At 70.8% G+C, this 24,758-nt stretch carries 23 protein-coding genes; 14 read left to right on the forward strand and 9 right to left on the reverse strand.

Translation table 11 applies throughout. The features are described from left to right. Positions 1-125 precede the first annotated feature (125 nt). The 3 genes from sigJ to EBN03_RS18080 all read left to right on the forward strand — a co-directional run bounded on the left by sigJ (position 126) and on the right by EBN03_RS18080 (position 2,880). Positions 126-1,010, forward strand: coding sequence for an RNA polymerase sigma factor SigJ (gene sigJ / locus EBN03_RS18070; protein WP_122189229.1), 885 nt, complete (start codon positions 126-128; stop codon positions 1,008-1,010). Between the two features lie 161 nt (positions 1,011-1,171). Then, entirely contained in the window at positions 1,172-1,603 is a 432-nt protein-coding gene (locus EBN03_RS18075) for a YciI family protein (RefSeq protein ID WP_122189230.1), read from the forward strand. Positions 1,604-1,644: 41 nt separating this feature from the next. Continuing rightward, positions 1,645-2,880 (forward strand): RNA polymerase sigma factor, encoded by a 1,236-nt coding sequence (locus EBN03_RS18080; protein ID WP_122189231.1) that lies wholly within the window; start codon positions 1,645-1,647, stop codon positions 2,878-2,880. 176 nt (positions 2,881-3,056) lie between these two features. On the opposite strand, the gene EBN03_RS18085 is transcribed toward EBN03_RS18080, so the two are convergent. Further along, positions 3,057-3,800, reverse strand: a complete 744-nt coding sequence (locus tag EBN03_RS18085; protein ID WP_199742861.1) for an SIR2 family NAD-dependent protein deacylase — start codon at positions 3,798-3,800, stop codon at positions 3,057-3,059. A 152-nt stretch (positions 3,801-3,952) separates the two neighbouring features. Here EBN03_RS18085 and EBN03_RS18090 point away from each other — a divergent pair, with 152 nt between their 5' ends. Together EBN03_RS18090 and EBN03_RS18095 are read left to right on the forward strand one after the other, a co-directional pair. After that, a complete protein-coding gene (locus EBN03_RS18090; RefSeq protein ID WP_122189232.1) occupies positions 3,953-5,305 on the forward strand; it encodes a cytochrome P450 in 1,353 nt (450 codons plus the stop codon). 9 nt (positions 5,306-5,314) lie between these two features. Further along, entirely contained in the window at positions 5,315-5,929 is a 615-nt protein-coding gene (locus EBN03_RS18095; protein ID WP_233608452.1) for a TetR/AcrR family transcriptional regulator, read from the forward strand. A gap of 18 nt (positions 5,930-5,947) precedes the next feature. Here the strand turns inward: EBN03_RS18095 and EBN03_RS18100 are convergent, their stop codons facing one another. After that, positions 5,948-6,793, reverse strand: a complete 846-nt coding sequence (locus EBN03_RS18100; protein WP_122189233.1) for a glycoside hydrolase family 25 protein — start codon at positions 6,791-6,793, stop codon at positions 5,948-5,950. A gap of 272 nt (positions 6,794-7,065) precedes the next feature. Here EBN03_RS18100 and EBN03_RS18105 point away from each other — a divergent pair, with 272 nt between their 5' ends. The 3 genes from EBN03_RS18105 (at position 7,066) to EBN03_RS18115 (ending at position 9,586) form a co-directional block, all read left to right on the forward strand. After that, the gene (locus tag EBN03_RS18105; protein ID WP_158675673.1) at positions 7,066-7,608 is read left to right on the forward strand and encodes a Clp protease N-terminal domain-containing protein; all 543 of its coding nucleotides are present in this window, start codon (positions 7,066-7,068) and stop codon (positions 7,606-7,608) included. A 137-nt stretch (positions 7,609-7,745) separates the two neighbouring features. After that, entirely contained in the window at positions 7,746-9,065 is a 1,320-nt protein-coding gene (locus EBN03_RS18110) for a magnesium transporter MgtE N-terminal domain-containing protein (RefSeq protein WP_122189235.1), read from the forward strand. Next, positions 9,062-9,586: a DUF1003 domain-containing protein gene (locus tag EBN03_RS18115; RefSeq protein WP_122189236.1), complete on the forward strand. Its 525-nt coding sequence runs from the start codon at positions 9,062-9,064 to the stop codon at positions 9,584-9,586. Before EBN03_RS18110 ends, EBN03_RS18115 begins: the two co-directional genes overlap by 4 nt. Positions 9,587-9,619: 33 nt before the next feature. On the opposite strand, the gene EBN03_RS18120 is transcribed toward EBN03_RS18115, so the two are convergent. After that, the gene (locus tag EBN03_RS18120) at positions 9,620-10,387 is read right to left on the reverse strand and encodes an AraC family transcriptional regulator (RefSeq protein WP_199742862.1); all 768 of its coding nucleotides are present in this window, start codon (positions 10,385-10,387) and stop codon (positions 9,620-9,622) included. A gap of 54 nt (positions 10,388-10,441) precedes the next feature. Here EBN03_RS18120 and EBN03_RS18125 point away from each other — a divergent pair, with 54 nt between their 5' ends. Both EBN03_RS18125 and EBN03_RS18130 read left to right on the forward strand, forming a co-directional pair. Beyond that, entirely contained in the window at positions 10,442-11,017 is a 576-nt protein-coding gene (locus EBN03_RS18125) for a class I SAM-dependent methyltransferase (protein ID WP_122189237.1), read from the forward strand. Positions 11,018-11,256: 239 nt separating this feature from the next. Further along, positions 11,257-11,814: a hypothetical protein gene (locus EBN03_RS18130; protein ID WP_147471628.1), complete on the forward strand. Its 558-nt coding sequence runs from the start codon at positions 11,257-11,259 to the stop codon at positions 11,812-11,814. Here the strand turns inward: EBN03_RS18130 and EBN03_RS18135 are convergent. Together EBN03_RS18135 and EBN03_RS18140 are read right to left on the reverse strand one after the other, a co-directional pair. After that, positions 11,811-12,524 (reverse strand): lysoplasmalogenase, encoded by a 714-nt coding sequence (locus EBN03_RS18135; RefSeq protein ID WP_158675674.1) that lies wholly within the window; start codon positions 12,522-12,524, stop codon positions 11,811-11,813. The genes EBN03_RS18130 and EBN03_RS18135 overlap by 4 nt on opposite strands. Positions 12,525-12,576: 52 nt before the next feature. Next, positions 12,577-15,513, reverse strand: a complete 2,937-nt coding sequence (locus tag EBN03_RS18140; RefSeq protein WP_122189433.1) for a crotonase/enoyl-CoA hydratase family protein — start codon at positions 15,511-15,513, stop codon at positions 12,577-12,579. A 187-nt stretch (positions 15,514-15,700) separates the two neighbouring features. Between EBN03_RS18140 and EBN03_RS18145 the strand changes: the two genes are divergently transcribed. Then, complete coding sequence (locus EBN03_RS18145) at positions 15,701-16,357, forward strand: TetR/AcrR family transcriptional regulator (protein WP_122189240.1); 657 nt, start codon at positions 15,701-15,703, stop codon at positions 16,355-16,357. A 7-nt stretch (positions 16,358-16,364) separates the two neighbouring features. Here the strand turns inward: EBN03_RS18145 and EBN03_RS18150 are convergent, their stop codons facing one another. Beyond that, the gene (locus EBN03_RS18150) at positions 16,365-16,913 is read right to left on the reverse strand and encodes a hypothetical protein (protein ID WP_122189241.1); all 549 of its coding nucleotides are present in this window, start codon (positions 16,911-16,913) and stop codon (positions 16,365-16,367) included. 293 nt (positions 16,914-17,206) lie between these two features. Here EBN03_RS18150 and EBN03_RS18155 point away from each other — a divergent pair, with 293 nt between their 5' ends. Beyond that, positions 17,207-18,382, forward strand: a complete 1,176-nt coding sequence (locus EBN03_RS18155) for a hypothetical protein (RefSeq protein WP_122189242.1) — start codon at positions 17,207-17,209, stop codon at positions 18,380-18,382. Next, positions 18,373-19,671, forward strand: a complete 1,299-nt coding sequence (locus EBN03_RS35120; RefSeq protein ID WP_233608453.1) for a M23 family metallopeptidase — start codon at positions 18,373-18,375, stop codon at positions 19,669-19,671. Before EBN03_RS18155 ends, EBN03_RS35120 begins: the two co-directional genes overlap by 10 nt. A 27-nt stretch (positions 19,672-19,698) precedes the next feature. On the opposite strand, the gene EBN03_RS34230 is transcribed toward EBN03_RS35120, so the two are convergent. Continuing rightward, the gene (locus EBN03_RS34230; RefSeq protein WP_158675675.1) at positions 19,699-19,848 is read right to left on the reverse strand and encodes a hypothetical protein; all 150 of its coding nucleotides are present in this window, start codon (positions 19,846-19,848) and stop codon (positions 19,699-19,701) included. Between the two features lie 234 nt (positions 19,849-20,082). On the opposite strand from EBN03_RS34230, the gene EBN03_RS18170 reads away from it, so the two are divergent. Next, on the forward strand, positions 20,083-21,588 hold the full coding sequence (locus EBN03_RS18170) for a bifunctional aminoglycoside phosphotransferase/ATP-binding protein (protein ID WP_233608454.1): 1,506 nt from the start codon (positions 20,083-20,085) through the stop codon (positions 21,586-21,588). 10 nt (positions 21,589-21,598) lie between these two features. Here the strand turns inward: EBN03_RS18170 and EBN03_RS18175 are convergent, their stop codons facing one another. Both EBN03_RS18175 and EBN03_RS18180 read right to left on the reverse strand, forming a co-directional pair. Further along, the gene (locus tag EBN03_RS18175; RefSeq protein WP_122189244.1) at positions 21,599-23,839 is read right to left on the reverse strand and encodes an APC family permease; all 2,241 of its coding nucleotides are present in this window, start codon (positions 23,837-23,839) and stop codon (positions 21,599-21,601) included. Between the two features lie 25 nt (positions 23,840-23,864). Continuing rightward, the gene (locus tag EBN03_RS18180; RefSeq protein ID WP_122189245.1) at positions 23,865-24,662 is read right to left on the reverse strand and encodes a slipin family protein; all 798 of its coding nucleotides are present in this window, start codon (positions 24,660-24,662) and stop codon (positions 23,865-23,867) included. Positions 24,663-24,758: the final 96 nt, after the last annotated feature.

The raw sequence follows: 24,758 nt of genomic DNA on the forward strand, positions 1-24,758 counted from the left end.
AGCTGCCGGCTGAGATCGTCTCGTCACCTCCGACGACGCGGCCGCGCGGAATGTCAGGCGGCGTCACACCTCGGGCCGCTACGTCGTCGATCAGAGTAAGTACGCGCAGACCCGAGGAGCCGACCGTGACCGACCCGCAGCTGTCCACCGTGATCGGTGAACGCCGCCAGCTGATCCATCTCGCCTACCGGCTGCTCGGCTCGCTCGCCGAGGCCGAGGACGTGGTGCAGGAGACCTATGTGCGCTGGTACGCACTGTCGGACCGGCAGCGGGAGGAGGTGGTGCGGCCCGGCGCGTGGCTGACGACGGTGGCCGGGCGGATCTGCCTCGACCTGCTCGGCTCGGCGCGCGCTCGACGGGAACGCTATGTGGGCGAATGGATTCCGGAGCCGGTACCCGGTTCCGCCTGGCTGGACGGATCCGCGGCGCTCGATCCCGCCGACCGTGTCACCCTCGACGAGTCGATCAGCATGGCCTTCCTGGTCGTGCTGGATTCCATGACCCCGGCCGAGCGCGTGTCCTTTGTCCTGCACGACGTGTTCCGCTACTCGTTCGCCGAGGTCGCCGCCGTCGTCGGCCGCACACCGGCGGCCTGTCGCCAGCTTGCCTCCAGCGCACGCCGTCGCATCGACACCTCGCGCGGCCCGTCGGACGGCGAGCGCGCCGAGGTGGTGCGGGACTTCAAGCGGGCGTGGGAGACCCAAGACATCGAGGCGTTGATCGGCCTGCTCGATCCGCGCGCCACCGCGACCGCCGACGGCGGCGGCCTGGCACCGGCCTTCCTCGACCCGATCACCGGCGCCGCGGCCATCGCAAGCACCTGGTTGGTCATCGCCGGCCGCAATCCGGGGTTCACGCTGCGCGAGCGCACGGTGAACGGCCAGCCGGGCCTGGTCGCGGAGGTGGACGGGGTCGTCGTCTCGGTCTACGCCTTCCAGATCGCCGACGGCCGGATCACACGGATCTGGGTGATCCGGAATCCGGAGAAACTGCGGTCCTGGACGGCGTGAACCGGTGTCGACCGGCTGCACCCCGAGCGTCGCGGCGGTGCGCGAAAATATTTCCCGGACGATGTCGAATCGGGGGCTCGGCGTTCGACGCACTGGTGAGCGCGGGTTCGGACCGGTCGTCACGAGCGGGGCCCGGGCAGACGAGAGCAGAGGAACAGACGATGCGATTCATGGTGATGGTCAAGGCAACCGAGGGCACCGAGGCCGGGGAACTGCCCAAGACCGAGGACTTCGCGGCGATGCTCGCCTTCAACGAGGAACTGGTGAAGGCAGGCATCCTGCTCACCGCCGACGGCCTCAAGCCGAGTTCGGCCGGGGCCCGGGTGCGGTTCTCGGGCAACGAGCGGACGGTGATCGACGGTCCGTTCACCGAGACCAAGGAGCTGGTGGCCGGCTACTGGATCATCGAGGTCGGTTCGAAGGAGGAGGCGATCGAGTGGTTCAAGCGCTGCCCGAACCCGGCGCCCGGGCAGGAAACCGAGATCGAGATCCGGCCCTTCCACGAGCCCGAGGACTTCGGTGACGCCTACACCCCCGAGCTGCAGGCGGTGGCGGACCGGCTGGAGGCCACGGTGGCCGAACAGCGCGGCTAGCCGGTTGCGCGGACGGGCGGCGGTGCGGTTTCCTCGATGACGTGACCAGCACCGCCGCCCATCGCGCTGTCGAGGCGGTCTGGCGGATCGAGGCGGCCCGCCTGATCGCCGGACTGGCCCGGCTCGTCCACGACGTCGGACGGGCCGAGGACCTCGCCCAGGACGCCCTGGTGGCAGCCCTCGAACAGTGGCCCGCCGCAGGCATTCCCGACCGGCCGGGGGCGTGGCTGATGACGGTCGCCAAACGCCGGGCGGTCGACGAGATCCGCCGCGACGTCACCTTGGCCGCCAAGGTCGAGCTGCTCGGCCGGGAGCTGCCCGAGGCCGACGGGCTGGAGCTGCCCGAGCCGGTCGAGGACGACGTGCTGCGGCTGATGTTCACGACCTGCCATCCGGTGCTCACCCCGGAAGCGCAGGCCGCGCTCACGTTGAAGATGCTGGCCGGGCTCACCACCGACGAGATCGCGCGCGCGTTCCTCGTTCCCACGAAAACCATGGCGCAGCGCATCGTTCGGGCCAAACGCACCCTGACCGAGGCGCGGGTCGGCTTCGAGTCGCCGGGTGCCGACGAGCTGGGACCCCGGCTGGCCACGGTCCTCGCCGTCGTCTACCTGGTGTTCAACGAGGGCTATTCGGCCAGTGCCGGTGCGGATCACGTGCGGCCCGCGCTGTGTGAGGAGGCGATGCGGCTGGGCCGCATCCTGGCCGCGCTGGTCCCGGGCGAATCCGAAGTCCACGCGCTGCTCGCCCTGATGGAGCTGCAGGCCTCGCGGCTGCGGGCCCGCACCGGCCCGGACGGCGCCATCGTCACCCTGCTCGACCAGGACCGCGCCCTCTGGGACCGCCTGCTCATCCACCGCGGCCTGGCCGGCCTGGCCCGCGCCGAGCAGTTGGGTGGCGGCGCCGAGCCCTACGCCGTCCAGGCCGCGATCGCGGCCGTCCACGCTCGCGCCCGCACGGCCACCGACACCGATTGGCCCCGGATCGCCGCCCTCTACGCGGTGCTGGCCCGCGTGGCTCCCTCCCCGGTCGTCGACCTGAACCGCGCGGTCGCCGTCTCCATGGCCGACGGCCCGGCCGCCGCCATCGCCCTGCTCGACGGCCTGGAAACCCGGCTCTCCGGCTACTACCTGCTCCCGAGTGTCCGCGGCGACCTGCTGGTCAAACTGGGCCGTTCCGCCGAGGCCCGAACCGAATTCGAGCGGGCCGCCGGTCTCACCGCAAACGAACGCGAACGCGACCTGCTGCTCGCCCGAGCCCGCGATTGCGTTGCCTGACAAGCCGTTCGGCCGAGCACGACCCCACCCGACCGCATGTTGCCGACGATCCGCCGTGACACCCTGCGGCTCGGTCGAACACGTCGTCGCGCTGCCTGCCAACCGATTCGGCGCGCTCGCCGAATCCGCGCTGCCGGGCGAGAATTCGTTGCGCGACGGTCGCTAGGCCGATCGGCCTAGCGGGCCGTCAATGCCGCGCAGATGCGCGGTAGTGCGGTACCGATCGGCTCCCGGATCACGGCGGTGGCGACCGCGTCGTAGGGAGTCGGGTCCCGGTTGACGACGACCAGCCGCGCACCGGTCTCGACCGCGATCGCGCACAGCGACGCGGCGGGTTCCACCAGCAGCGTCGTGCCGACCGCGAGCAGCAGGTCACTGGCACCCGCCATGGTCTGCGCCTGGCCGATGACCTGCGGATCCAGGTGCTGCCCGAACATCACGACATCGGGTTTCAGGATCCCGCCGCATTCCGCGCACGCCGGATCGGATTCACCACCGTGCACCCGTTCGAGCACCGCCGCGGTGGCCAGCCCGGTCCCGCAGTCGAGACACGAGGAGGTCCACATCGAGCCGTGCAGTTCCAGCACCTTGCGCCGGTCCAGCCCGGCCCGCTGCTGCAACCCGTCGATGTTCTGCGTCAGCACCCGCACCGCCCGGGTGCGCGCCAGCTCGGCCAGTGCCCGATGCGCCGCATTCGGATTCGCTTGCCACACCGGACTGTTCGCGTACCCCGCCCACAGCCGCCGGCGTCGGTCCGGCAGCTGCAGAAACGACTCGATGGTCACCACGTCGGCCCCGTCCGGGTCGGCGGTCCACACCCCGCTCGGTCCGCGATAGTCGGGAATGCCGGAGTCGGTCGAGATGCCGGCCCCGCTCAGCACGGCGATCCGCCGCACTCCCTGGGTCCATGAGGTGTCCATGGCGGCCGAGGATAGGTGGGCGGCCGATCGAGGGCGACAGGTTTTCTCGCCGTATGGGGTTCACGGTCGGAGTGGGCGGCGAGTCTGACCTTGTAAGCGGCGGTACATCGGCGTACCATCGGGTGGTACGTCGATGTACCACGGAGGTGCGCATGTCCACGACCACGTTGCCCGATGGACCGGCGACTCCGGAATTCGTGCAGGGAGTGCAGTTGCTGTTCCGGCGTACGCATACCGTGCGGCGATTGCATGAGCGATACGGATCGGCGGTCACGGTGCGGCATCCGCGGTTCGGTCGCTCGGTCGTGCTGTCCGACCCGGCCGAGGTGCGGGCGCTGTTCACCGCCGGGCCCGATCAGGTCGACAACATCGCGGTCAATCTCGGTGAATTCCTCGGTCCCGGTTCGCTGTTCGCATTACGCGGGAAGGAGCATCGCGCCGAGCGCAAACTCCTGACGCCGCCGTTCCACGGGCGGCGCCTGGCGGTGTACGAGGATCTGATCGAACAAGAGGCGGTGGCGGAGATGGCGAGCTGGCCGCAGGGCCGGGAATTCGCCACGATGCCGTCGATGATGCGCATCACCCTGAACGTGATCCTGCGCGCGGTGTTCGGCGCCGAAGGTGCCGAATTCGACGAATTGCGTACGCTGCTCCCGAAACTCGTACTGGTCGGCTCGGCGCTGGCCTCGATCCCGGTCCCCCACTCCCTCGGCGGGCGGTACGGCCCGTGGGCGCGGTTCCAGGGCTACCGCGCACGATACGACACCATCGTCGCCCGGCTCATCGATCGCGCCGCCGCCACCGACCTCGCCGGGCGCGACGACGTCCTGGCCATGCTGCTGCAGGCCCGCTACGAGGACGGTTCGGCCATGACCCGCGCCGAGATCGCCGACGAACTGCTGACCCTGCTGTCGGCCGGACACGAAACCACCGCAACGACTTTGGCCTGGACGGTCGAGCGGCTGCGCCGCCATTCCGAGATCCTGCGCCGGCTCGTCGCGGAAGCCGACGCCGGTGGCTCCGAACTCCGCGAGGCCACGCTGCTGGAAGTACAGCGGGTACGCCCGGTCATCGACATCGTCGGCCGCACGGTCCTCGCCGAATCGCTGCCGCTGGGCCGCTGGGACCTGCCGCGCGGCCAGAACGTGATGGTGAGCATCCGGCTCATGCACGAGAACCCCGACCTGTTCCCCGACCCGCTCGCCTTCGACCCGGACCGGTTCGTCGGCACCCGCGCGGGCACGTTCACCTGGATCCCCTTCGGCGGCGGCACCCGCCGGTGCATCGGCGCGGCCTTCGCCACCACCGAGATGAACGTCGTACTGCGGACCCTGCTGCGCGACTTCACGCTGGAACCGACCGCCGCGCGCGCGGAACGAGCGCATTTCCGCGGCGTGGCCACCGTGCCGGCCGGTAAGGGCCGCGCGGTCGTGTACCGCCGCAGCGCCCATCCCGCCCGTACCGGAGCGCAGCGGCACGACGACCGCGCCGGGGCCGGGCGATAACCTGACCGGGTGACGCATGCCCAGCCTGCCGCCGGCGAGCGCGCCGCGGATCCCGGTTTCCGCCGCCGCATCCTCGACGCGATGGGCGACGCCGTGCGCGCCCACGGCTACCGGGAGGCGACGGTCGCCGATGTGGTGCGCTTGGCTCGCACCTCCCGCCGCACCTTCTACGAGCACTTCAGCAGCAAACAGGACTGCTACATCGCGTTGCTGGCCGAACGTAACCATCTGACCGTCGCGACCATTCAGGCCGCGGTCGACGTGGACGCGCCCTGGCGCAGCCAGGTCCGGCAGGCCGTGGAGGCGTGGATCGACGTCCAGACCGCCGATCCGGTGCTCACGCACAGCTGGATCCGCGACGTGCCGGCGATGGGTGAGGCGTCCCACGCGCTGCAACGCGACACCAGCGCCGAATTCGTCTCCCTGGTGCGGGCGCTCGCCGACACCGAGCGTTTCCGCGCGGCCGGGCTGCGCCCGCCCACCCGCGACGGCGCGGTGATGCTGCTCGGCGGCTTCCGCGAACTCATCGCGACCGCCGTCGAGGACGGGCGCGACATCACCGACATCGTCGACGTCGCCGTCGACAGCGCCATCGCGCTGCTGCTCGGACCGCAGCGCGGCTGACCCGGCCGACTGTGCTTGTCAGGCAGTCAGTTTCGCCTTGATGGCGGCGATCTCCGCGGCGAGTGTGGCCAGGTCGGCCCGCATGGCGGCGACCGCGTCGACCAGGGTGAGGTTCTGGCCGGCCGCGTCGACTCCGAGCTGCGGCCAGCCCGCGTTGCCCGGACCCCGCAGCTGGGTGTCGATATCGCCGACCTGTGCGAGCAGTTCGGCCTGCTGGGCGTCGTCGAGTGCCATGAAAACTCCTTGCGGTCCGGTGAGCAGTGCGGCGAGTTGGTCTCGGGTGCCGCGGAAGGCGTCGGCGTCCACCGAATGTCCGGCGACGATGGCGCTGTCGGTGAACTGCAGCAGATCCGGTGTGCGGCCGCCGAACGGCCGCCACCCGGCCGCGTCGTCGCCGGGATACAACTCCGACGCGTACCCACTGCCCCCGACGTAGGCGGACTGGATCAGGCCGGGAACCGCGGACAGGTCACCCCCGCCGATCTGCTGCCAGTACCAGTGCGGAATGTAGGAGAGCGCCACTCTGGTGCCGCGGGCGTCGACCGCGTTCACGAATGCCCAGAAGGTGTCCAGGCCGCCGCTACCGGCCTCGAAGTCGACCATGGCCGCGATACCGGGCCCGAGGTTCGACACGAACGTGTCGGCCTGGGCCTCGACCGAGGAACCCGACCGCAGATAGTGGTAGCCGGCCAACAACAGACCGGCCGCCTGCGCGGCGTCGCGATAGCCGGGCCAGGTGGCGTCGACGAAATCGACCCCCTCGGACACCTTGCAGAAGACGAAGTCGAACCCTTCGGCCCGGACCTCCGCCAGATCGATACCCGATCCGTTGTTGTTGCTGATGTCGATGCCGTACAGCGTCATTCGTCGCCCTCCTGTGCCCGTGGCGGGCGCGCGGGGCGGACCCCGGGAACACCGTGCCGACTTGTCGCGAGGGAAATCACCTTCGAATTCCAGTGTGCCAGCGCATTCGCCGCAGACGCAAGTTTCGTTCGGCAAGTACACTTTCCGAACCTTTCGTGAAACGACTGTGCGGTACGCGATTTCGCCCGACAAACGGCAAACCGGATATTTCCAGCGCGGCGTGAATACGTCGGGCGACCCGAACCTGCTGTGGCCCTTCGTTATCCTGGACCGTGTCCGTCGGCAGAAAATTCGTTTCGAGCCTCACCCAGCAGGCCGCCCGCGATCTCGGGTGTCGGCGCTGGCCCACCGGCGTGCTCCTCGCGGCGATCCTGCAGACCTGCCGACGCGACGCGCTGACCCTGCCGGCCGCGGCCCGATTCGCGGCCGATCGGGCGGCGCTGGCCGGCGAGCTCGCCGAACTCCGAGATCTGGTGCGGCGGGCCGGGATCGATCCCGACCGTGCGGTGGCCGAGGGCGAACGGATCTGGCGCGCGGACGGATCGGCGCCCTGGAGCGAGGGCGAACCACGCATCGGCCCGCACTCCCAGGCGACGCTGGTCCTGGGCGCCGCGCTCGACCTCGCCCGGGCCGACCCCCGAGCCGCCGGGGCCGACGGGGAGCCGGATTCCCGTGTCGAACACCTGTTCCTGGCCGTGCTCCACCACCCGGACGGTGCCGTGCACCAGGTGCTGCGCGCCCTCGGCACCGACGTGGTAGCAGCCCGGACGCCACGCGGCCGAGAACCGGACGCCGCGGCCGCTGTCACCCGATGAGCGACCCGACGACAGCCGCGCCGATGCCCGCGACGGCGACGGCGGAGTGACCCGGCGGCAAACGACGACGAAACGACACCGATCTCACAGTCGGTCCTTTTGGTAGCCGATACCGGCAGTGGCTAGCCTTGGCACTCATGGCAGCGCGGAGAGTGTTCGCCGCCCGGCTGGCGGGCTTGGTGGTGTTGGGGCCGGACGGCGAGTCCATCGGCCGGGTCCGTGACATCGTCGTCTCCATGCGGTACGACCGCCAGCAGCCCCGGGTGATCGGGATCCTGGTCGAATTGGTGACCCGCAAACGGATTTTCGTGCCGATTTTGCGAGTGCATTCGATCGAGCCGGGATCGGTGACCCTGATCACCGGCACCATCAGTGTGCGCCGCTTCGAACAGCGGGCCGGCGAGATGCTCGCCATCGCCCAGATCCTCGACTCCACCGTGCAGGTCGTCGACCCGGAACTACCCCAGCTGGCCGGTGTCGATGTAGCGGTGGTCGACCTGGGAATCGAACAGACCCGCAGCCGGGACTGGTCGGTCTCGCGGGTCGCGGTGCGCGAGCGCCGCCGCGTCGGCTTCGGGCGCCGCGGTGCCATGCACGTCGTGGACTGGGCGCAGATCCGCGGCCTCACCCAGACCGAACTGAACCTTCCCGGTCAGGATGTGACGCAGCTGCTGGGACAGTTCGAGGGCATGCGGCCCGCCGACGTCGCGCACCTGCTGCGCGAACTGCCGCGCAAACGCCGCATCGAGGTGGCGGCCGCGTTCGACGACGAACGGCTCGCCGACGTCGTACAGGAGCTGCCGGAGAACGACCAGGTCGAACTGCTCGAGCAGCTCGGTGCCGACCGCGGCGCCGACCTGCTCGAGGCCATGGACCCCGACGACGCCGCCGACCTGCTGGGCGAACTGCCCGCCGCCGAAGCCGAGTCGCTGCTGGCCCTGATGGACCCGATCGAATCCGAGCCCGTCCGCCGGCTGCTCGAGCACGCGCCCTACACCGCCGGTGGTCTGATGACCACCGACCTGGTCGTCGTCACCGCCGCCACCACCGTCGCGGAGGCGCTGGCCCGCATCCGGGACCCGGAGCTCACACCGGCACTGGCGTCCATGGCGTTCGTGGTGCGGCCGCCGACCGCCACCCCCACCGGCCGCTACCTCGGCTGCGTGCATTTCCAGCAGCTGCTGCGCGAACCGCCCGCGAACCTGGTCGGCGGCATCGTGGACGCCGACCTGGCTCAACTACGGCCAGAGGCCCCGCTCGCGGCGGTCACCCGCTATTTCGCCACCTACAACCTGGTGTGCGGGCCGGTGGTGGACGCGGAGAACCATCTACTGGGCGCGGTCACCGTCGACGACGTGCTGGACCATCTGCTGCCCGAGGACTGGCGTGAGCAGGACGAAGATCATCACGACGTCCACGGCAAGCCCGTGATCGAGGGATCCGGAGGCTACGCATGACCGATCGCAAGGACAAGGTCACCGCCCGGCCGCGGCTGGAAACCCCGCTCGCGAGCCGGTTCCGCGGCTTCGACCTGGACTCCGAGGCGATGGCCCGGTCCAGCGAGAACGTGGCGCGCTTCCTGGGCACCGGCCGCTACCTGGCGATCCAGACCCTGGTCGTGGCCGTGTGGATCATCCTCAACGTCTTCGCGGTCAGCCTGCGCTGGGACCCGTACCCGTTCATCCTGCTGAACCTGGCGTTCTCCACCCAGGCCGCCTACGCCGCGCCGCTGATCCTGCTGGCCCAGAACCGGCAGGACAACCGGGACCGAATCTCGTTGGAGGAGGACCGGACCCGCGCCGCCCAGACCAAGGCGGACACCGAATTCCTGGCGCGCGAACTCGCCTCGCTGCGCCTGGCCATCGGCGAGGTCACCACCCGCGATTATCTGCGCCGCGAACTCGACGACATCCGGGAGTCGTTGACGCGACTGGAGAAACTCGCCGCGAAGCCGGACGTGCCCGGGGAACTCGCGTAACCCGCAGCGCCGCAACAGGTCAGGGTTCGGCGGTCAGCGGGTGAAGTACCGGCCCGGTGAGATGCCTACCGTGCGGCGGAAGGCGGCCACGTAGGCGCTGGGGCCGGCGTAGCCGACTCTGGGCGCGATGCGGGCGACGGGCAGGCCGTCCGCCAGCAGCGGGAGCGAGGCGGCGAGCCGGATCTGGGTGCGCCATTGGGCGAAGGTCGAACCGGTGTCGGTGCGGAACGCGCGGGCCAGGGTGCGGGCGCTGGAAGCGGTGGCCGTGGCGAACTCGGCCAGGGTGCGGGCGTCGGCCGGGTTCGCCAGCAGTGCCTCGGCGACCGCGCGGGCCCGCGGGTCGGTGGGCAGCGGCGCGCCGAGCGGGACGACGTCCACCGGTTCCAGCAGGTCGAAGACCACCGCCTCGGCGCGCCGGCGGTGGTCGTCGGGCAGGGGCTCGGACGTCATGTGGTCGAACAGTTCGCGCAGCAGCGGTGTCACCCGCAGGAGGGTGAGCCGGGCGAACGCCGCCGGGCAGCGGGCGGGTTCGAGGAAGATTCCGCGCAGGTCGGCGCCCGCGGCGGATCCGGTGCGGTGCGCGATACCGCCGGGGATCCACAGCGCGCGGGTCGGCGGCAGCACCCAGTGCCCCGCCCCACTGTCGACGGCGACGACACCCCTTGCGGCCCAAGTGATCTGATGCTGGGGGTGTCGATGTTCGTCGAACCAGTAGCCGGGCGGGAGGACTCCCGCGCCGAACACCATGGCGGTCGGCCCGGTCGCCGCGACCAGAACCGGGGCGTGTCCGTCCTGCGACATGAACCGGCAGCGTAGCGCCTTCCGGCCGGTAGCGTGCCCCCCTAGCGTCGAATCATGACGATGAACTGTTGGCACCGCCTGCTCTGCCGATCGACCGTCTGGGAGCGGGTGAGCGGAACCCGGATCGTGCCGTGGGCGCTCGCGGGCACCGACCTCGGCGACCGCACCCTCGAGATCGGTCCCGGTTACGGCGCGAACATCGCCGCACTGCACCGCCACACCACCGACCTCACCGGCCTGGAGATCGACCCCGACCTCGCGGACCGGCTCCGCACCCGCCACCCCGGGCGGCTGCGGGTGATCGACGGCGACGGCACCGCGATGCCGTTGCCGGACAGCACATTCGGATCCGTCGTCTGCTTCACGATGCTGCACCATGTGCCGTCACCCGCCCAGCAGGACACCCTGTTCGCCGAAGCGCTCCGAGTGGTCCGCCCCGGCGGCGTCTTCGCCGGCGCCGACGGCCTCGACACCCGCCTGTTCCGCTTCCAGCACCTCGGCGACACCTGTGTCCCCGTCCCGCCCGACACCCTCCCCGCCCGCCTCACCGCAGCCGGCTTCACCGACATCCGCGTCGACCCCGGCACGGCCATGTTCCGTTTCAGCGCGCGCCGGCCCGCCGGGAGCTGACGCGGCAGACCCCGCCGATCGGAGTACCCGCCGAGATCGATGTCACTGCTAACTCCCGGTTACTTGCCGCCACCGGGCAGGTACAGTCTCTCGGGCAAGCGAGGGTGGACCCGCGCACCGGCCGCCCGGCTCGCCCGCCCGGTTCCCGGCGCGTCGGGCGTGAGCCGTCGCGAAGCCCCGACGACAGTCGGTGCCCGGTCGCGGGCTGAATTCCCGGCAAGTAGCAGTGAAGAGATGTCATGGATAGTCAACCGGCCCGGCCGTGGATCATCCGGGGGGTCGCGATGATCCTGCTCGGTATCGTCTGCGCGATCGTTCTGGGCACCGACCTGATCTTTCCCGCGGACCACCTTCGGCATCTGGAATGGAACGGCCGGGCCGAACAGTCGACGGTGCAGATCGATTCAACCGGCCGGTACACGCTGGTGCTGGACTATCCCGATCGCCCGGATCACCGGCCGCCGGCCGATGCCGAGATCAGCGTGACCGCACCCGACGGTTCCGCGGTTCGCCTCGAACCGGGGACGGCGGGTACGAACGGGATCACGGTGGCCGGGGTCCGGACCGGCACGCGCGACTCCGGAGAAGCGCACTCGTACTTGACCTTCCGCGCCGATCGGACCGGCGGGTACCAGGTGGCCGCCGACCGCTACGACGCCGGCGCGGTCGCCGCCGTGAACCGGGCCCCCCTCCAACTGTCGGTCCTGGAACGGATCGGCTGCGCCGGGCTGCTGGCGGCCGGAATGGCACTGATCGCCATCGGTGTCGTCCGGCGCTTCCCCCACCCGGCCGGCTAGGGCACGCTCGTACTCCGGTCGATTCCGGAGTCCGGTCGGGACCGCGACACGAGCGGCCGGACCTTGCCGAAGCCGCCGAGCCAGGCCAGGGCGAGCAGGAACTGGGCTGCCACATAGGTCGGCATCACCACCGCGCTCTGATGCGGAAACAGGTGGACGCCGGCCAGGCCGAGGGCGATGAAACCGTCCGATACGACGAAGAGCGCGCCGCCCGCCGCGCCGGGAGCGGGGAGGCCGGAGGCGCCGATCGCCATCGCGACGAGCAGGAGGCTGTAGGCGATCACCGGGATCAGCAGGCCGCCGACACCGGACCAGATCGTGGCGACCAGGGCAAGCCAGATCACGGCGTAAGCGGCGACCGTCGCGCGGCGCACGTGAGTGAACGCGCCACGGCGGCGCATGGCGGTCAGGTAGCAACAGTGGCCGGCGGCGAAGCAGGCCATGCCGGCGATGAACCACAATCCGCTGCCGCTCAGTGCGGCGTCGCCCGCGCCGCCGAGCAGGATCCCGGCGATCGGCAACCGCAAATCCGGACGGTCGCCGGTGCCCGACCGCGCCGTCACCCACACGAACAGTGCGAGGGCCGGCATCAGCAGGGGTTTGGTGATCCACTCGCCGACGCGGACGCCGGTGTCACCCAGGACGATGTTCGCCACGGACAGCGCGGCGTACCCGGCGGCCGCACGCCGCGCTGTGCTGGTGAACGTCATGGTCGGCGATCGTACTGGTCGGTTGTCCATCGCGGGAGGGTCCGGACCGATCTCAGCGCCCCCGCCACACCGGCGACCGGTGTTCGGCGAAGGCGGCGACACCCTCTCGCGCGTCGTCGGAGAACACCGCCCGGCCCGCGAGTTCGGTCTGCCGGATGAACTCCTCCTCCCGGCTCCAGTCCGGTGCCTGCGCGATGATCTCCTTGCTGACCGCGACCGACAGCGGGGCATTGCCCGCGATCTGCTCGGCGAGCGCGATCGCGGCGTCGAGGACCGTGCCGGGCGCGGCGAGGCGGTTCACCAGGCCCAGCTCGGCCAGCCGGGGCGCGGGCATCGGATCACCGGTGAGCGCCAGTTCCATGGCGACATTGCGCGGCAGGCGCTGACTCAGCCGCAGCACGCCGCCGGCGGCGGCGACCAGGCCGCGCTTACATTCCGGGATACCGAACTCGGATTCGGTGGACGCGACGATCAGATCCGCGACCAGCGCCAGCTCACAGCCGCCGGCCAGAGCGTGCCCCTCGACAGCGGCGATGATCGGCTTCGTGATCGGCAGGCCGGCGATGCCCAATGGGCCCCGCCGCTCGGTGATCGCGAACCGGCCCCGCGCCGCTGCCTTGAGATCCATTCCGGCACAAAAGGTTCCGTCGGCGCCGGTGAGCACCGCGATGCGGGCCGTGTCGTCGGCCTCGAAGGCGTCGACGATCCGTTCCAGCAGCTGCGCGGTGGCGTGGTCGATGGCATTGCGGACTTCGGGCCGGTTCAGGGTGATGATCCGGATCGGGCCGCGGTTCTCGACCAGCACCGTCGGCGGCGGGCAGGCCGGTACCGGCCGCCGGTCCCGGCCGACCACCGTCACACGGCGGTCGGCGATCTCCACCGGCCAGCCCAGCGGGTCTTCGCTCGCGAACTCGGTGCCGAGTTCGATGTTCTTGTCGCGCACCAGGACTCGCGCCCCGGCGGGCGTGATCGCGCTGACGATGGTCGCCTGCGGCGCACCCTCGCGGTCGTACTGGACGGTGTAGGCCTCGACCACGCCCGGACCGGTGTATTCGGTCAGCGCGGGGCGCGTGGGCGCCGGGTCGACCATCGGGGTCAGCGATCGGTACAGCCGGGCCGGCGGCTGTGCCGAGTAGATGCCCAGCGCGTGCTTGGTGAGATACCAGCCGAGCGAGGTGGACAGGCCGAATTCCTCCGGCTCCTGCCGCAGCCGCTCGACCAGCGTCGCGACCGCGTGCCCGCCGTAGTTGTTGCCCGGTCCACCCGCGAAAGTCAGTCCGCCGGTGAGCGATAGCGGGCGGTCCGGGTCGCCGATCGGCAGATCCAGTTCGCGGGCGGCGATCTGCACCGCGGCCGGGAAGCACGAGTACAGGTCGATATGGCGGATCCGGTCGATCTCGAGGCCCGCCTCAGCCAACGCTGCTCGCCCGATGGTGCGGATCGCCGGGGACGCCGCCAGCTCACCACGTTCGGAGACGAACCATTCGTCGTTGGCGGCCGCGCCGGCGTGCAGGAAGACCCAGCGATCCTGTGGGACACCGGCCGCGGTCGCGGCGGCGACGCTGGTGACGATCAGCCCGCTGGCCAGGTCGACCTGAAGGTTGGCGCACAACAGTTTCGAATAGGGTGCGGACACCGGCCGGTTGCCGGCATCGGTGTGGGCCAGCTCGGCAGCGGTGAATGCCTTAGGCAGCCAAGCGAATTCGTTCTTCGCCGCCTGCTCGGACAGGCTCGCCCACAGCGCGGTGACGGTTTCGCGGTGCGCGGCGAGCGACTCACCGGTGCGGGCGCGGATCGCGGATTCCAGCAGCGCGTAGGTGTAGACCGGTGCGCCCAGTCCGGCCGCGGCCTCGGCCTGGTTGTTCGCCTCACGCTCGCTGCCCAGGATCCGGGACGGCGACACGTCGGCGGCCTGTTCCGGCCAGGCGACGGTGCGGCCGTTCTTCTGCGCGGCGGCCAGGGTCGCGCCGGCCTCGGCACCGCAGACCAGCACGATCGACGCCGTGCCGTCGGCCACGGCTTGGCCGGCCGCGTTGATCAGCGCCTGCCCGCCGTCGCCGCCGAAGCGCGCGGACTGGACCGTCTCGGCCGGATGCGCGCCGAGCCGTTCGGCGACCAGCGCGGCCTGGTCTCGGTAGGTCCAGGAGGTGCTGGCCACCGCGTAGACGGCGTCGGCGCGGGCCGCCAGCTCGGGTACGCCGGCGTCGCGGGCCGCCGCGCGCAGCGCCTCGACGGCGAGGGCCGCCGGGTCGCGATCCGGGTTCGGTACGCGCTGCACCACCTGCCCGGCGCCCACGATGACCGGCGTGCGCGGGTCGAGCAACCGGCCCGAGCGCTCGTGCCGGATCGGGGCGGCGACGGTCTCGGAATCGCCGCTGTCCCGGGCGATTTCGGCGAAGGCGGCCAGCGATTCGTCGAGCGCCTGCTGCAGACTGGTGGCGAGCGAGCCACCCATCGGCCCGCGCACCGGATCGCCGCTCATGCCGCAGTCGAGCACGACCCGGACACCGTCCGCCGTCTCGTCGATGCCGAAGCAGAGGACCAGGCCCAGGCCCATCGGCCCGCGGCCGGTGAGCAGCACCTCGGTGGCGTCGGCGCGGTCGACCCGCCAGGCCAGCTCGGCCGGGATCCCCATGAGCTTCACCTGCTCGGTGAACTCCACACCGGCCGCGAGACCCGCGGGCGGCGTGCCACGCCAGCCCGCGTGCATGCGCATCCATTCGGGGAACCGGCTCGCGTCGCCGAGCAGGTCGCGTACGCGCCCGGCGGTGACGTCGACCGGCACTCCGGCGCGCACCGCGCGGTCGTGTGCCGCAACCACGTCGGGAACCGGCCGGGTGGTATCCGTGACGATCCGCGGCGTAGGCGTAGGCGCGGGCCGGCGCAGCAGCCCGCGCGCGAGCTCGCCCACCTGTGCGGGGTTGCGCACCGCCCACGACACCAGATTCCGGACCGTCGTCCACTGTTTGCGTACTACACCGGAAGTCATCAGCACCTTCTCGACTCGTCATAAACAGTTGCTTCGTACTGTTTTCGATTGCAGCACGGCCCCCGGCGACCGTCAAGACGTGACGGCTCTTCGCCCGACAGCCGCATAGACAGCATCGCCGAAGCAGCCATCGAGGCCCCGTCATGTGCGGTAGCCGCACTTACCGTCATGACGTACGATAAGTCGGGTGACGACGCAACGCCCACGCCGCACCCAGGCCGAGCGCAGCGCGGCAACCCGGACGCTGATCCTGGACAGCACCGCGGAATGCCTGCTCGAACGCGGCTACCCGGCCACCACCATCACCGAGGTGCAGGAACGCACCGGCCTGGCCCGGGGCACCGTGCAACACCACTTCCCCACCCGCGCCGACCTGCTCGTCGCCGCCACGACCCACGTGGTGGAAGCGCGCCTGCGGCGTTTCCGGCACGAAGCCGAACTCGTTCCGCCGGAACTGGATCGACTGCAGGCCCTGGTCGACCTGGCGTGGCGGGATCTCAACAGCCCCGCCTTCTTCACCGCACTCGAACTGTGGGTGGCGGCGCGCACCGAACCGGACCTGCGCGCGAAACTGATGCAGGAGGAACGGCGCGTCTTCGACGAGATGCGAACGGTATACCTGGACGTGCTCGGCGAGCCCTACGGCACGGACCCCCGCGCCGCGACCCTCGTCGAATTCACTCTCGACATCCTGACCGGCCTCTCGATGACCACGATGCTGAACGGTCATCTCGGCGAACGCGAAGCGGCCCTGCGCCGGTGGAAGCGCGCCCTCGCCGTTCTCGCCGGCACCCTGCCGGCCCACGAACTGCTGGCCGGCCGTCCCCCGGCCCGGCGCCGCTGAGCAGCGGCTAACCGGAGAGGGAGAAGGGGAACGGACGGGTTGCCGTGGTGGGGGCCGTCGCGGGTGGAGTGGTCGTGGTGGGAGGCACCGAGCTGGTCGGGACCGGCGAGGTCGGCACGGGCGAGGTCGGGACCGCGCACGGTTGCCCGCCGGCGGGGGCTACGGTGACCGTCAGGGTGGGGAGGTTGTAGGAGGTCAGGTCGCTGGTGACAACGGTCGCCCCGAGGATGTGCGGGCCGGCGACCATGGGAGTCCAGGTGGTGAAGGGACTGGCCGAGGACAGGTTGTCGCCGGTGGTGAGGTCGTGGACGCTGACCCACGCATAGGGTCCGTAGACCTGGGCCTGGATGTACACCGTGCAGCCGACGGCGAGGGTGCCGGAGGTCAGGATCACCCCGGTGGGATTCGCGGCTGTCGTTGTGGCGGAGGTGGTTCCGGCTGCCGACGTGGTGGTGTCGGCGCCGGCGGCGCCGGTGAGTACGAGACCGGTGACTACGGCGGCGGCCGCGGCCGCACCGGCGGTCCGTGCCGTCCGGGTCGAAGTCCATGCGTTCACGGGTGCCTGCTCCCTCTGTGCGCGGCCGGTGGGTGTCGGGGTCAGACTAGGTGTGAAACGTACAAACTTCAGACGATCGGCGAAAGTTCGCCCGCCACCGCCCACCCGGAAATGCCAGGTGGTGCCGGAAGACGTTGGCGCAGAGGAGAGTTTGTTCGGTCCGAGTCCGGCGTTCAGTCCCCTACCTGTAGTTCAATTGCTAGCGTCCGGGTTACCGAACACTGAGAACGGGCGGGTCGCGATCCGGTCCACCCTTCCCGCGGGCCGCGGGGCACCGAGAGGATAGAGGCGTCGTGCGCCGAACGAACAATCAGCAACCCGACCACGACGACACCCAGGAACTGCCCCGGATCGGCGCGGACGGCCCCGTCCGGGACGGATTCATCGGATTCGAATCCGCTCCTGCCCCAACCGGATCCGGGCCCGCGACCCACGCCGCCGGTCCGGACGGCCGAGCCGGCGCCGCCCGCCGGCCGCGGGAGATCCTGGGTGCGTTCGCTGGCCGCGTCGCCGCGCAGGCCTCGGCGCTCGAGCTCCGCAAGCACCTGCCGCACGCCACTACGGCGGCCGCGCTGGTGATCGCCGCGATCGCCGTCGTCATCGCGATCAGCGCCGAACACGATCGCACCGTCGGCACCACCGCCAGCGGCGCAACGGAATCCAACGGTGCCACACCGGCGGCCATGAACCCGGTCACCGTGACCACCGACAGTGCCACGGTCACCGTGCCGACGTCGGTGGCACCGACGGAATTCGGTATGCCCGAGGGCCCGGTGCCCCCGAGTGATGTTCCCCCGCCGGGAGCCGTCGGTGCCCCGTACACGGCGCAGCCGATCGACCAGGCCTACGCCGGCCCGGCCCCCGCACCGGTCCCGGACCCCGGAACCGTCACGGACACACCGGCGGACACCGGCACCGTGCCGACCGCCGACACTGCGGTGGTCACGCCGGACCCCGGCACCACGGTGTATCAGACACCGACCACGACGCTGCCGTACACCTATGTGGCACAGCCGACCGCACCGGTTTATCCGGGCACCGGCTACAACCCGCAGTACCCCGGCACCGTCTACAACCCTGGGCAGCCGTACCCCGGCACCGGCTGCACCATCGTGCAGCAATACCTGAACGCCGCCGGCTGCAACACCGTCCCGCAATACCCGGGATACCCCGGCTACAACCCGGCGCCGCAGTACCCGGGCACCGTGTACGTGACCGCGCCGCAGGGCCCAGTGACGATCTACAGCCCGGCACCCCCGTCCCCTTCGACGGTCTACGTCACCGCGACACCGAGCACGATCACCACCGTGACCACCGTGACCGTCGTCGCCCCGCCGACCAGCAGCCCGGTGGTCACCACCACCGTCCCGACGGTCACCACGACCGTGACCCGCCCGCCGGTGACCACCACACGCACCGCGCCGGTCACCACGACCACTGCGGTCCGCGGCGCGACGGCATGGCACTGACCGTTCCCGACGAGGACGATGTCACCCGCGGCCGCGCGGGTGACACATCCGGCGTGCCCGCGGAACCGCACCGGATCAACAGTGTCGCCGGAGGTACGGCGCTACTGCTCTCGGTAGTGGCGCTGGGTATCACCGTCCACGCGGCCACCGGCACGCCGCCAGCCCGAACATCCACGCCCGCGCCCACTTTGATGGCCGCGCCGGGACCCGGGGAACCTCTGCCCGCCGCCGCACCCGCCCCGGGCACGCAGAATCCCGCCGACCGGAACGCCGCCCAGAGTGCACCCGGCAGCCAGAGCGCCCCCGACCCACTCGTGGCCTGGGCTCGGCAACGCGCGGCCGTCTACGACATCCCCGAACAAGCCCTCTACGCCTACGGTCACGCCACCACCGCACTGCAAGCCACCCAACCGAATTGCCACCTCGGCTGGACCACCCTCGCCGCCATCGCCGCCACCGAGAGCAACCACGCCCGCTACGGCGGCGCCTCGATCGCCCCCAACGGCCAAGTCGGCCCGCCGATCCGCGGTGTCCCCCTCGACGGCACCCACGGCAACGCGAACATCACCGCACCCGGCGCGAACGGGCGACCGGCCTATGTCCGCGCCGAGGGCCCCTTCCAGTTCCTGCCCGATACCTGGAAACGCTGGGGCCTCGCCGCCGGCACCCCCAACCCGCAACTGACCACCGCGCTCACCACCGGCAGCCAGGCCACCGGCGCCGCGAACGGCAACCCCGACAACATCAACGACGCCGCATTGGCCGCCGCCCGCTACCTCTGCGCCGACAACCACGACCTCGCCACCCCCGCCGGCTGGACCTCGGCGATCCTGGCCTACAACCACTCCGGCGCCTATCTCGACCGGATCCATTCGACCGCGATCCGATACACCGGCGGCTACGCCAAACCGGTCACCGCGGTCCTGACCTCCGGCTTCGGATCCCGCTGGGGCACCTTCCACAACGGCATCGACCTCGCCGCCCCGATCGGCACACCGATCTTCGCCGTCACCGACGCCACCGTCGTCGACGCCGGACCCGCCCAGGGCTTCGGCCTCTGGATCCGCCTGCGCCACCCCGACGGCACAGTCACCGTCTACGGCCACGTGAACACCATGAACGTGACTGTCGGACAGCATGTTTCCGCCGGCCAGCAGATCGCCACGGTCGGGAACCGCGGTGATTCCACCGGCCCCCACCTGCATTTCGAGGTCCACCCCAACGGTGGCGGCGCCGTCGACCCACAGCCCTGGCTGGCCGCGCGCGCGATCACCTACGCCGCGAACTGACCATCGGGTGCGGCACGGCGGCCGGGCTCAGCCGTCCAGGGCTCGGTGCAGCGCTGCGGGAAAGTCCGGGTACGCGGCGGCGACCTCGCCGGGATAGCCGAGCGGCTCGCCACCGGTCGCGACGCGAACCCGATATTCGTGGTCGACGACATGCTCGACGTGGATCCGGATCGCCATCACTCCGTCGTGGGCGATCCGCGGTCCCGGTGCCCCGACCGGGTGTCGGTCGGTGTGGCCCGCGGCCCGTTTGCCACGGTGTCGGACGGGTAGCCGCCGCACGTCCGACCGCAGACCGAGCTGTACCTCGCGGCAGGCCGATCGTGGCGCTGCGCGGGAACGAGGAGGACCGATGCGTCACGCGGAATTCATCGAGCGGGTGCGATCCTCGGCCCGGCGCGGGTGGTGGGCGCCGTGACGGCCACCCGTACCGAATCGGCGGTGCCGAATCCGCCGGCCGACCTACGCCGCGACGAGGCCGAGCCGTTCGCCGAGCTGCACGAGACCCACACCGGTGTCGTCGTGCTCTACGGCGACCGCGCATACAAGACCAAACGACCGGTCGTCACCGATTTTCTGGACTTCGGCACCGTCGAACGCCGGCGTCTGGCGCTGTCTCGCGAACTCGAACTCAACCGGCGGCTCGCCCCCGATGTCTATCTCGGGGTGGGATCGCTGGACCAGCCCGGCGGCGACGCCGAGCCGGTCCTGGTGATGCGCCGCCTCCCCGAGCACGCCCGGCTGACCCGGCAGCTGGCCGATCCGGCCGCAGCGGGGTCGATGTTGACCAGACTCGTGCACCGGCTCACCGACTTCCACGACCACGCCGACCGCAACCGCGCGGTGAATGCCGCGGCGACCGTCGCGGCGGTGCGTGCCCGCTGGCAGTCGGTGCTGGCGGGGCTCACCGACCCGCCGCTGGGCGCCGCGGAGGTGGCGGTGGTGCGCCGGCTCGCCGAGCGCTATCTGGACGGCCGCGAGGCACTGTTCGACCAGCGCATCGCCACCGGCCGGATCGTGGACGGTCACGGTGATCTGCGCGCCGACGACATCTTCGTGCTGCCGGACGGTTTCCGGATCATCGACTGCCTGGAATTCGACGACGGGTTGCGCTATGTCGACCGGGTCGACGATATCGCCTTCCTGGTCATGGATCTCGAATTCCACGGCGCGCCCTGGGTGGCCGTCCACGTGCTGGAGCGCTATCTGACCTGCGCGGGCGATCCGGCGCCGATGTCGTTGTGCCACCACTACATCGCCTATCGCGCGCTGGTTCGGGCCAAGGTGCAGTGTGTGCGGCACGGGCAGGGCGACCCGGATGCCGAGCCGAACGCACGGCGGCACCTCGATATCTGCCGACGGCACCTGGAGTCCGGTGCGGTGCGGGTCGGTATCGTCGGCGGCCTGCCGGGAACCGGCACGTCGACGGTTGCCGCCGGGCTGGCGGCCGGTACCGGGGCGGTCCTGCTGTCCAGCGACCGGGTGCGCGCCGAGCTGCGCGCGACCGGGGTGATCACCGGCGACAGCGGCGAATTCGGCGCGGGCGCCTATGCCGCATCCGCCGTCGACCGGGTGTACGCGGAATTGGCGGATCGCGCGCACGAGCATCTCGTCCACGGCAGGTCGGTGGTGCTCGACGCCACGTGGACCGCCGCCCACCATCGTGAGCAGATCCTGCGGCTGGCCGCGCGCACGTCCGCCGTCCCGATCGAACTGTGTTGCCGCGCACCCCAGGTGGTGTCGCAGGCGCGGATCACCGAACGGCGCGCGGGTGTTTCGGAGGCGACGCCCGAGATCGCCGATGCGCTGGCCGCACAGGCGGATCCGTGGCCGGCGGCGCGGAGCCTGGACACCACCGAACCGCCGAGCATGACGGTCGCGCGCGCCCTGGCGGAATGGGGTGTCGCCGACTGCTGGTAGCGGTGCCGAGTCAGCGCCGGGGCAGATGGAACGGGACCGAGGTGACCACCGTCCGGGGAATCGGGCGCAGCAGCCGCCGCAGATGGGTCGCGGTCCGGTTGTGCAGGAAATGCTGCCACCAACGGGTGGCGACCAGCTCCGGCACGATGACGGTGACCGTCAGATCGGAACGCTGACGCTGGAGCAGCTGGATGTAGTGCACGATCGGGCCGGTGATCGCCCGATGCTGGGACACGATCACCTGCAGCGGCAGGTGATCGCCCCACGTACGCCAGTAACAGCGGAAGCGTTCGGCCTCGTGCTCGGTCGGACTGATGTGCAAGGCCAGGACTGGCTGCCGCAGCGACGCCGCATAGGCCAGCGCGCGCAACCCGGCGAGATCGAGCCCGGACAGCGGAACGATCGTCAGATGCCGGATCTCGACGGGTGTCTCCTCCCGTTCGCGATCCGGTTCTCCCGGCTGCGCCCGGTGTTCCCGGTCGGGCGATCCCGCCGCGGGCGCCGGTGTGAACGCGTGATGCGGCAATTCGACCGAGTCCGGATGCAGGGCCAGCGCCCGCTCCGCGTGCAGGTAGTGCCGGTGCACGGCGACCGCGCCGGCAATCAGCACGGTGACGACCACGATCGCCAGCCACGCACCCTCGAGGAACTTCGTGATCCCCGCGGTGACGAACACGATCGCCGACAGTGCACCCCCGACCGCGTTGAACACCAGGCTTTTTCGCCAATGCTGGTCCCGGTGCCGCCACCAGTGGACCACCATGCCCGCCTGCGACATCGTGAAGGCCAGGAACACCCCGACCGCATAGAGCGGGATCAAAGCCTCGGTGCGGCCACCGAATCCGACGAAGATCGCACCGGCCAGCACGGACAGCGCCACGATCCCGTTACTGAACGACAAGCGGTCCCCGATCCGCAGGAACGGCCGCGGCGCGTAGGAATCCTTGGCCAGCAGATACAGCAGACGGGGAAAATCGTTGTACGCGGTGTTCGCCGCCAGCAGCAGCACCGCCGTCGTCGCGGCCTGCACGCCGATGTACGGCCATCCCGAGCCGAGGTGGGTGCGAGCCAGCTGCGACAACACCGTTTCGTTCGGCCGCGGCACCACCCCGTCCACATGGACCAGGACGATGGTGCCGACGAACATGACGATCAGCAACGCGGCCATCCAGGTCAGGGTGGTGCGGGCGTTACGCCACTCCACCGGGCGGAAGGACGGAATCGCGTTGGAGGTGGCCTCGATTCCGGTCATGGCGGTCGCGCCGGAGGAGAACGCCCGCAGGATCAGCAGGACACTCACGCCCGCGACCGGCGCCCCCGGTGGCGGGGCCTGCGCGTGGAACCCGTGCCCGCTGTCCTGCGTGAGGCCGACACCGATCAGCACCGCCATGGCGACCAGAAAGGCGTAGGTGGGTATCGCGAAGACCGCACCGGCCTGCCGGACGCCCCGCAGGTTGCCGGCGAGCAGGACAACGATGACGGCGACGCCGATCAGCACACTGTCGCCGGCCAGCCGCGGGACCGCCGAGGTCATGGCCGCCACCCCGGAGGACACCGAGACCGCCACCGTGAGTACGTAATCGGTAGCCAGGCCCGCCGCGGCCAGCAGCCCGGCCGTCGGCCCCAGATTGTCCGAGGCGACGATGTAGGACCCGCCGCCGTGCGGATAGGCGCGCATCGTCTGGCGATAGGACACCGCGACCGCGAGCATCAGGAACGCGATCACCGCCGAGATCCACGGCGCGTACCCGAGCCCGGCCGCACCGGCGGCGACCAGCACGGTCAGCATCGCCTCCGGGCCGTAGGCCACCGACGAGAGAGCGTCGGCGGACAATACCGGCAGGGCGATGAGCTTGCGCATCCGTTCCACGGCCAGACCGCTCGCCGCCAGCGGCGGGCCGATCAGCACTCGGCGCACCTGCTGTCCGGCCCGGCCCCACCAGGACGGCGCGGCCTCCCCCGCACCGGTCACGCGCAACGGCGGCGGACGTCCGTTCAACCGGACCACCCGACCGAACCGGTTGGGGGTCAGCTCCGCCAGGAATACCCCGCCGTCCGGGGCGGGATCGACCGGCAACGCGGCCCGCCACCGCCCGGGCCGGTCACAGACCTTGCCCCACGCGCGCCCGATCTGACGGAGTACCCGTAGCTGGCGATCGTCGAGCTCGGGCAGGGTCGCCTCGGGATCCGGGGCGCCGGCGGACTTGTCGCCGCTGTCGTCCCCGGATTCGTTTCTGTGCTCGTCGGCCATGGCGTCACATCCTCCGGCGAACCCGTCACCCGTCGTCGCGTCGACCGTGTGCCGCGCCCGCCTCCCGGGCGATGAAGGTGCCGACATCGGTGATCGAACTCAGCAGCGGGGCCGGGAACACGACGGTCGTGTTGCGGTCCACACCCAGCTCGAGCAGGGTCTGCAGGTTGCGCAGCTGCAGGGCCAGCGGATGCGCCATCATGGTGTCCGAGGCGTCGCCGAGTGCGGCGGCGGCCAGCGATTCACCTTCGGCGGCAATGATTTTCGCGCGCTTCTCCCGTTCTGCCTCGGCTTGCCGGGCCATCGCGCGCTGCATGGCGTTCGGTAGCTGGATGTCCTTGAGCTCGACCAGCGTCACCTCGACACCCCATTCCAGTGTGGTCTCGTCGAGGATCGCGCGGATATCGGCATTGAGGTCGTCGGTCTCGGACAGCGCCTGGTCGAGCGTGTGCCGGCCGACCACCTTGCGCAATGTGGTCTGCGCGATCTGGCCGATGGCGGCGTACACGTTCTCGATGGCCACCACCGACTTGCGGGCGTCGACGACCCGATAGTAGGCGACCGCGGAGATGTCGACGCTGACGTTGTCGCTGGTGATGATCCCTTGCGACTGGATCGGTAGCGTGACGATCCGCATCGACACCCGCCGCAACCGGTCGACCACCGGAACGATGAGGTTCAGCCCCGGATTCCGCACCGCCACGACCCGGCCGAGCCGGAACAGCACACCGCGCTCGTACTGGGTGACGATCCGGATCGACAGGCCCAGCACGAGCAGTACGACCACCACCAGCACGATCACGACCGCCCAGATCGTCTGCATCGCTCGCTCCTCTCACCTGCCCGGCGCGGGGTGATTCGCGGTAATCCGCGCGGGTAGTCGCCGGTCATGCGAACCCATATCCCGCACTCCTGCCCG

Source organism: Nocardia stercoris, assembly GCF_003696265.1.
GTDB classification, from domain to species: Bacteria; Actinomycetota; Actinomycetes; order Mycobacteriales; family Mycobacteriaceae; genus Nocardia; species Nocardia stercoris.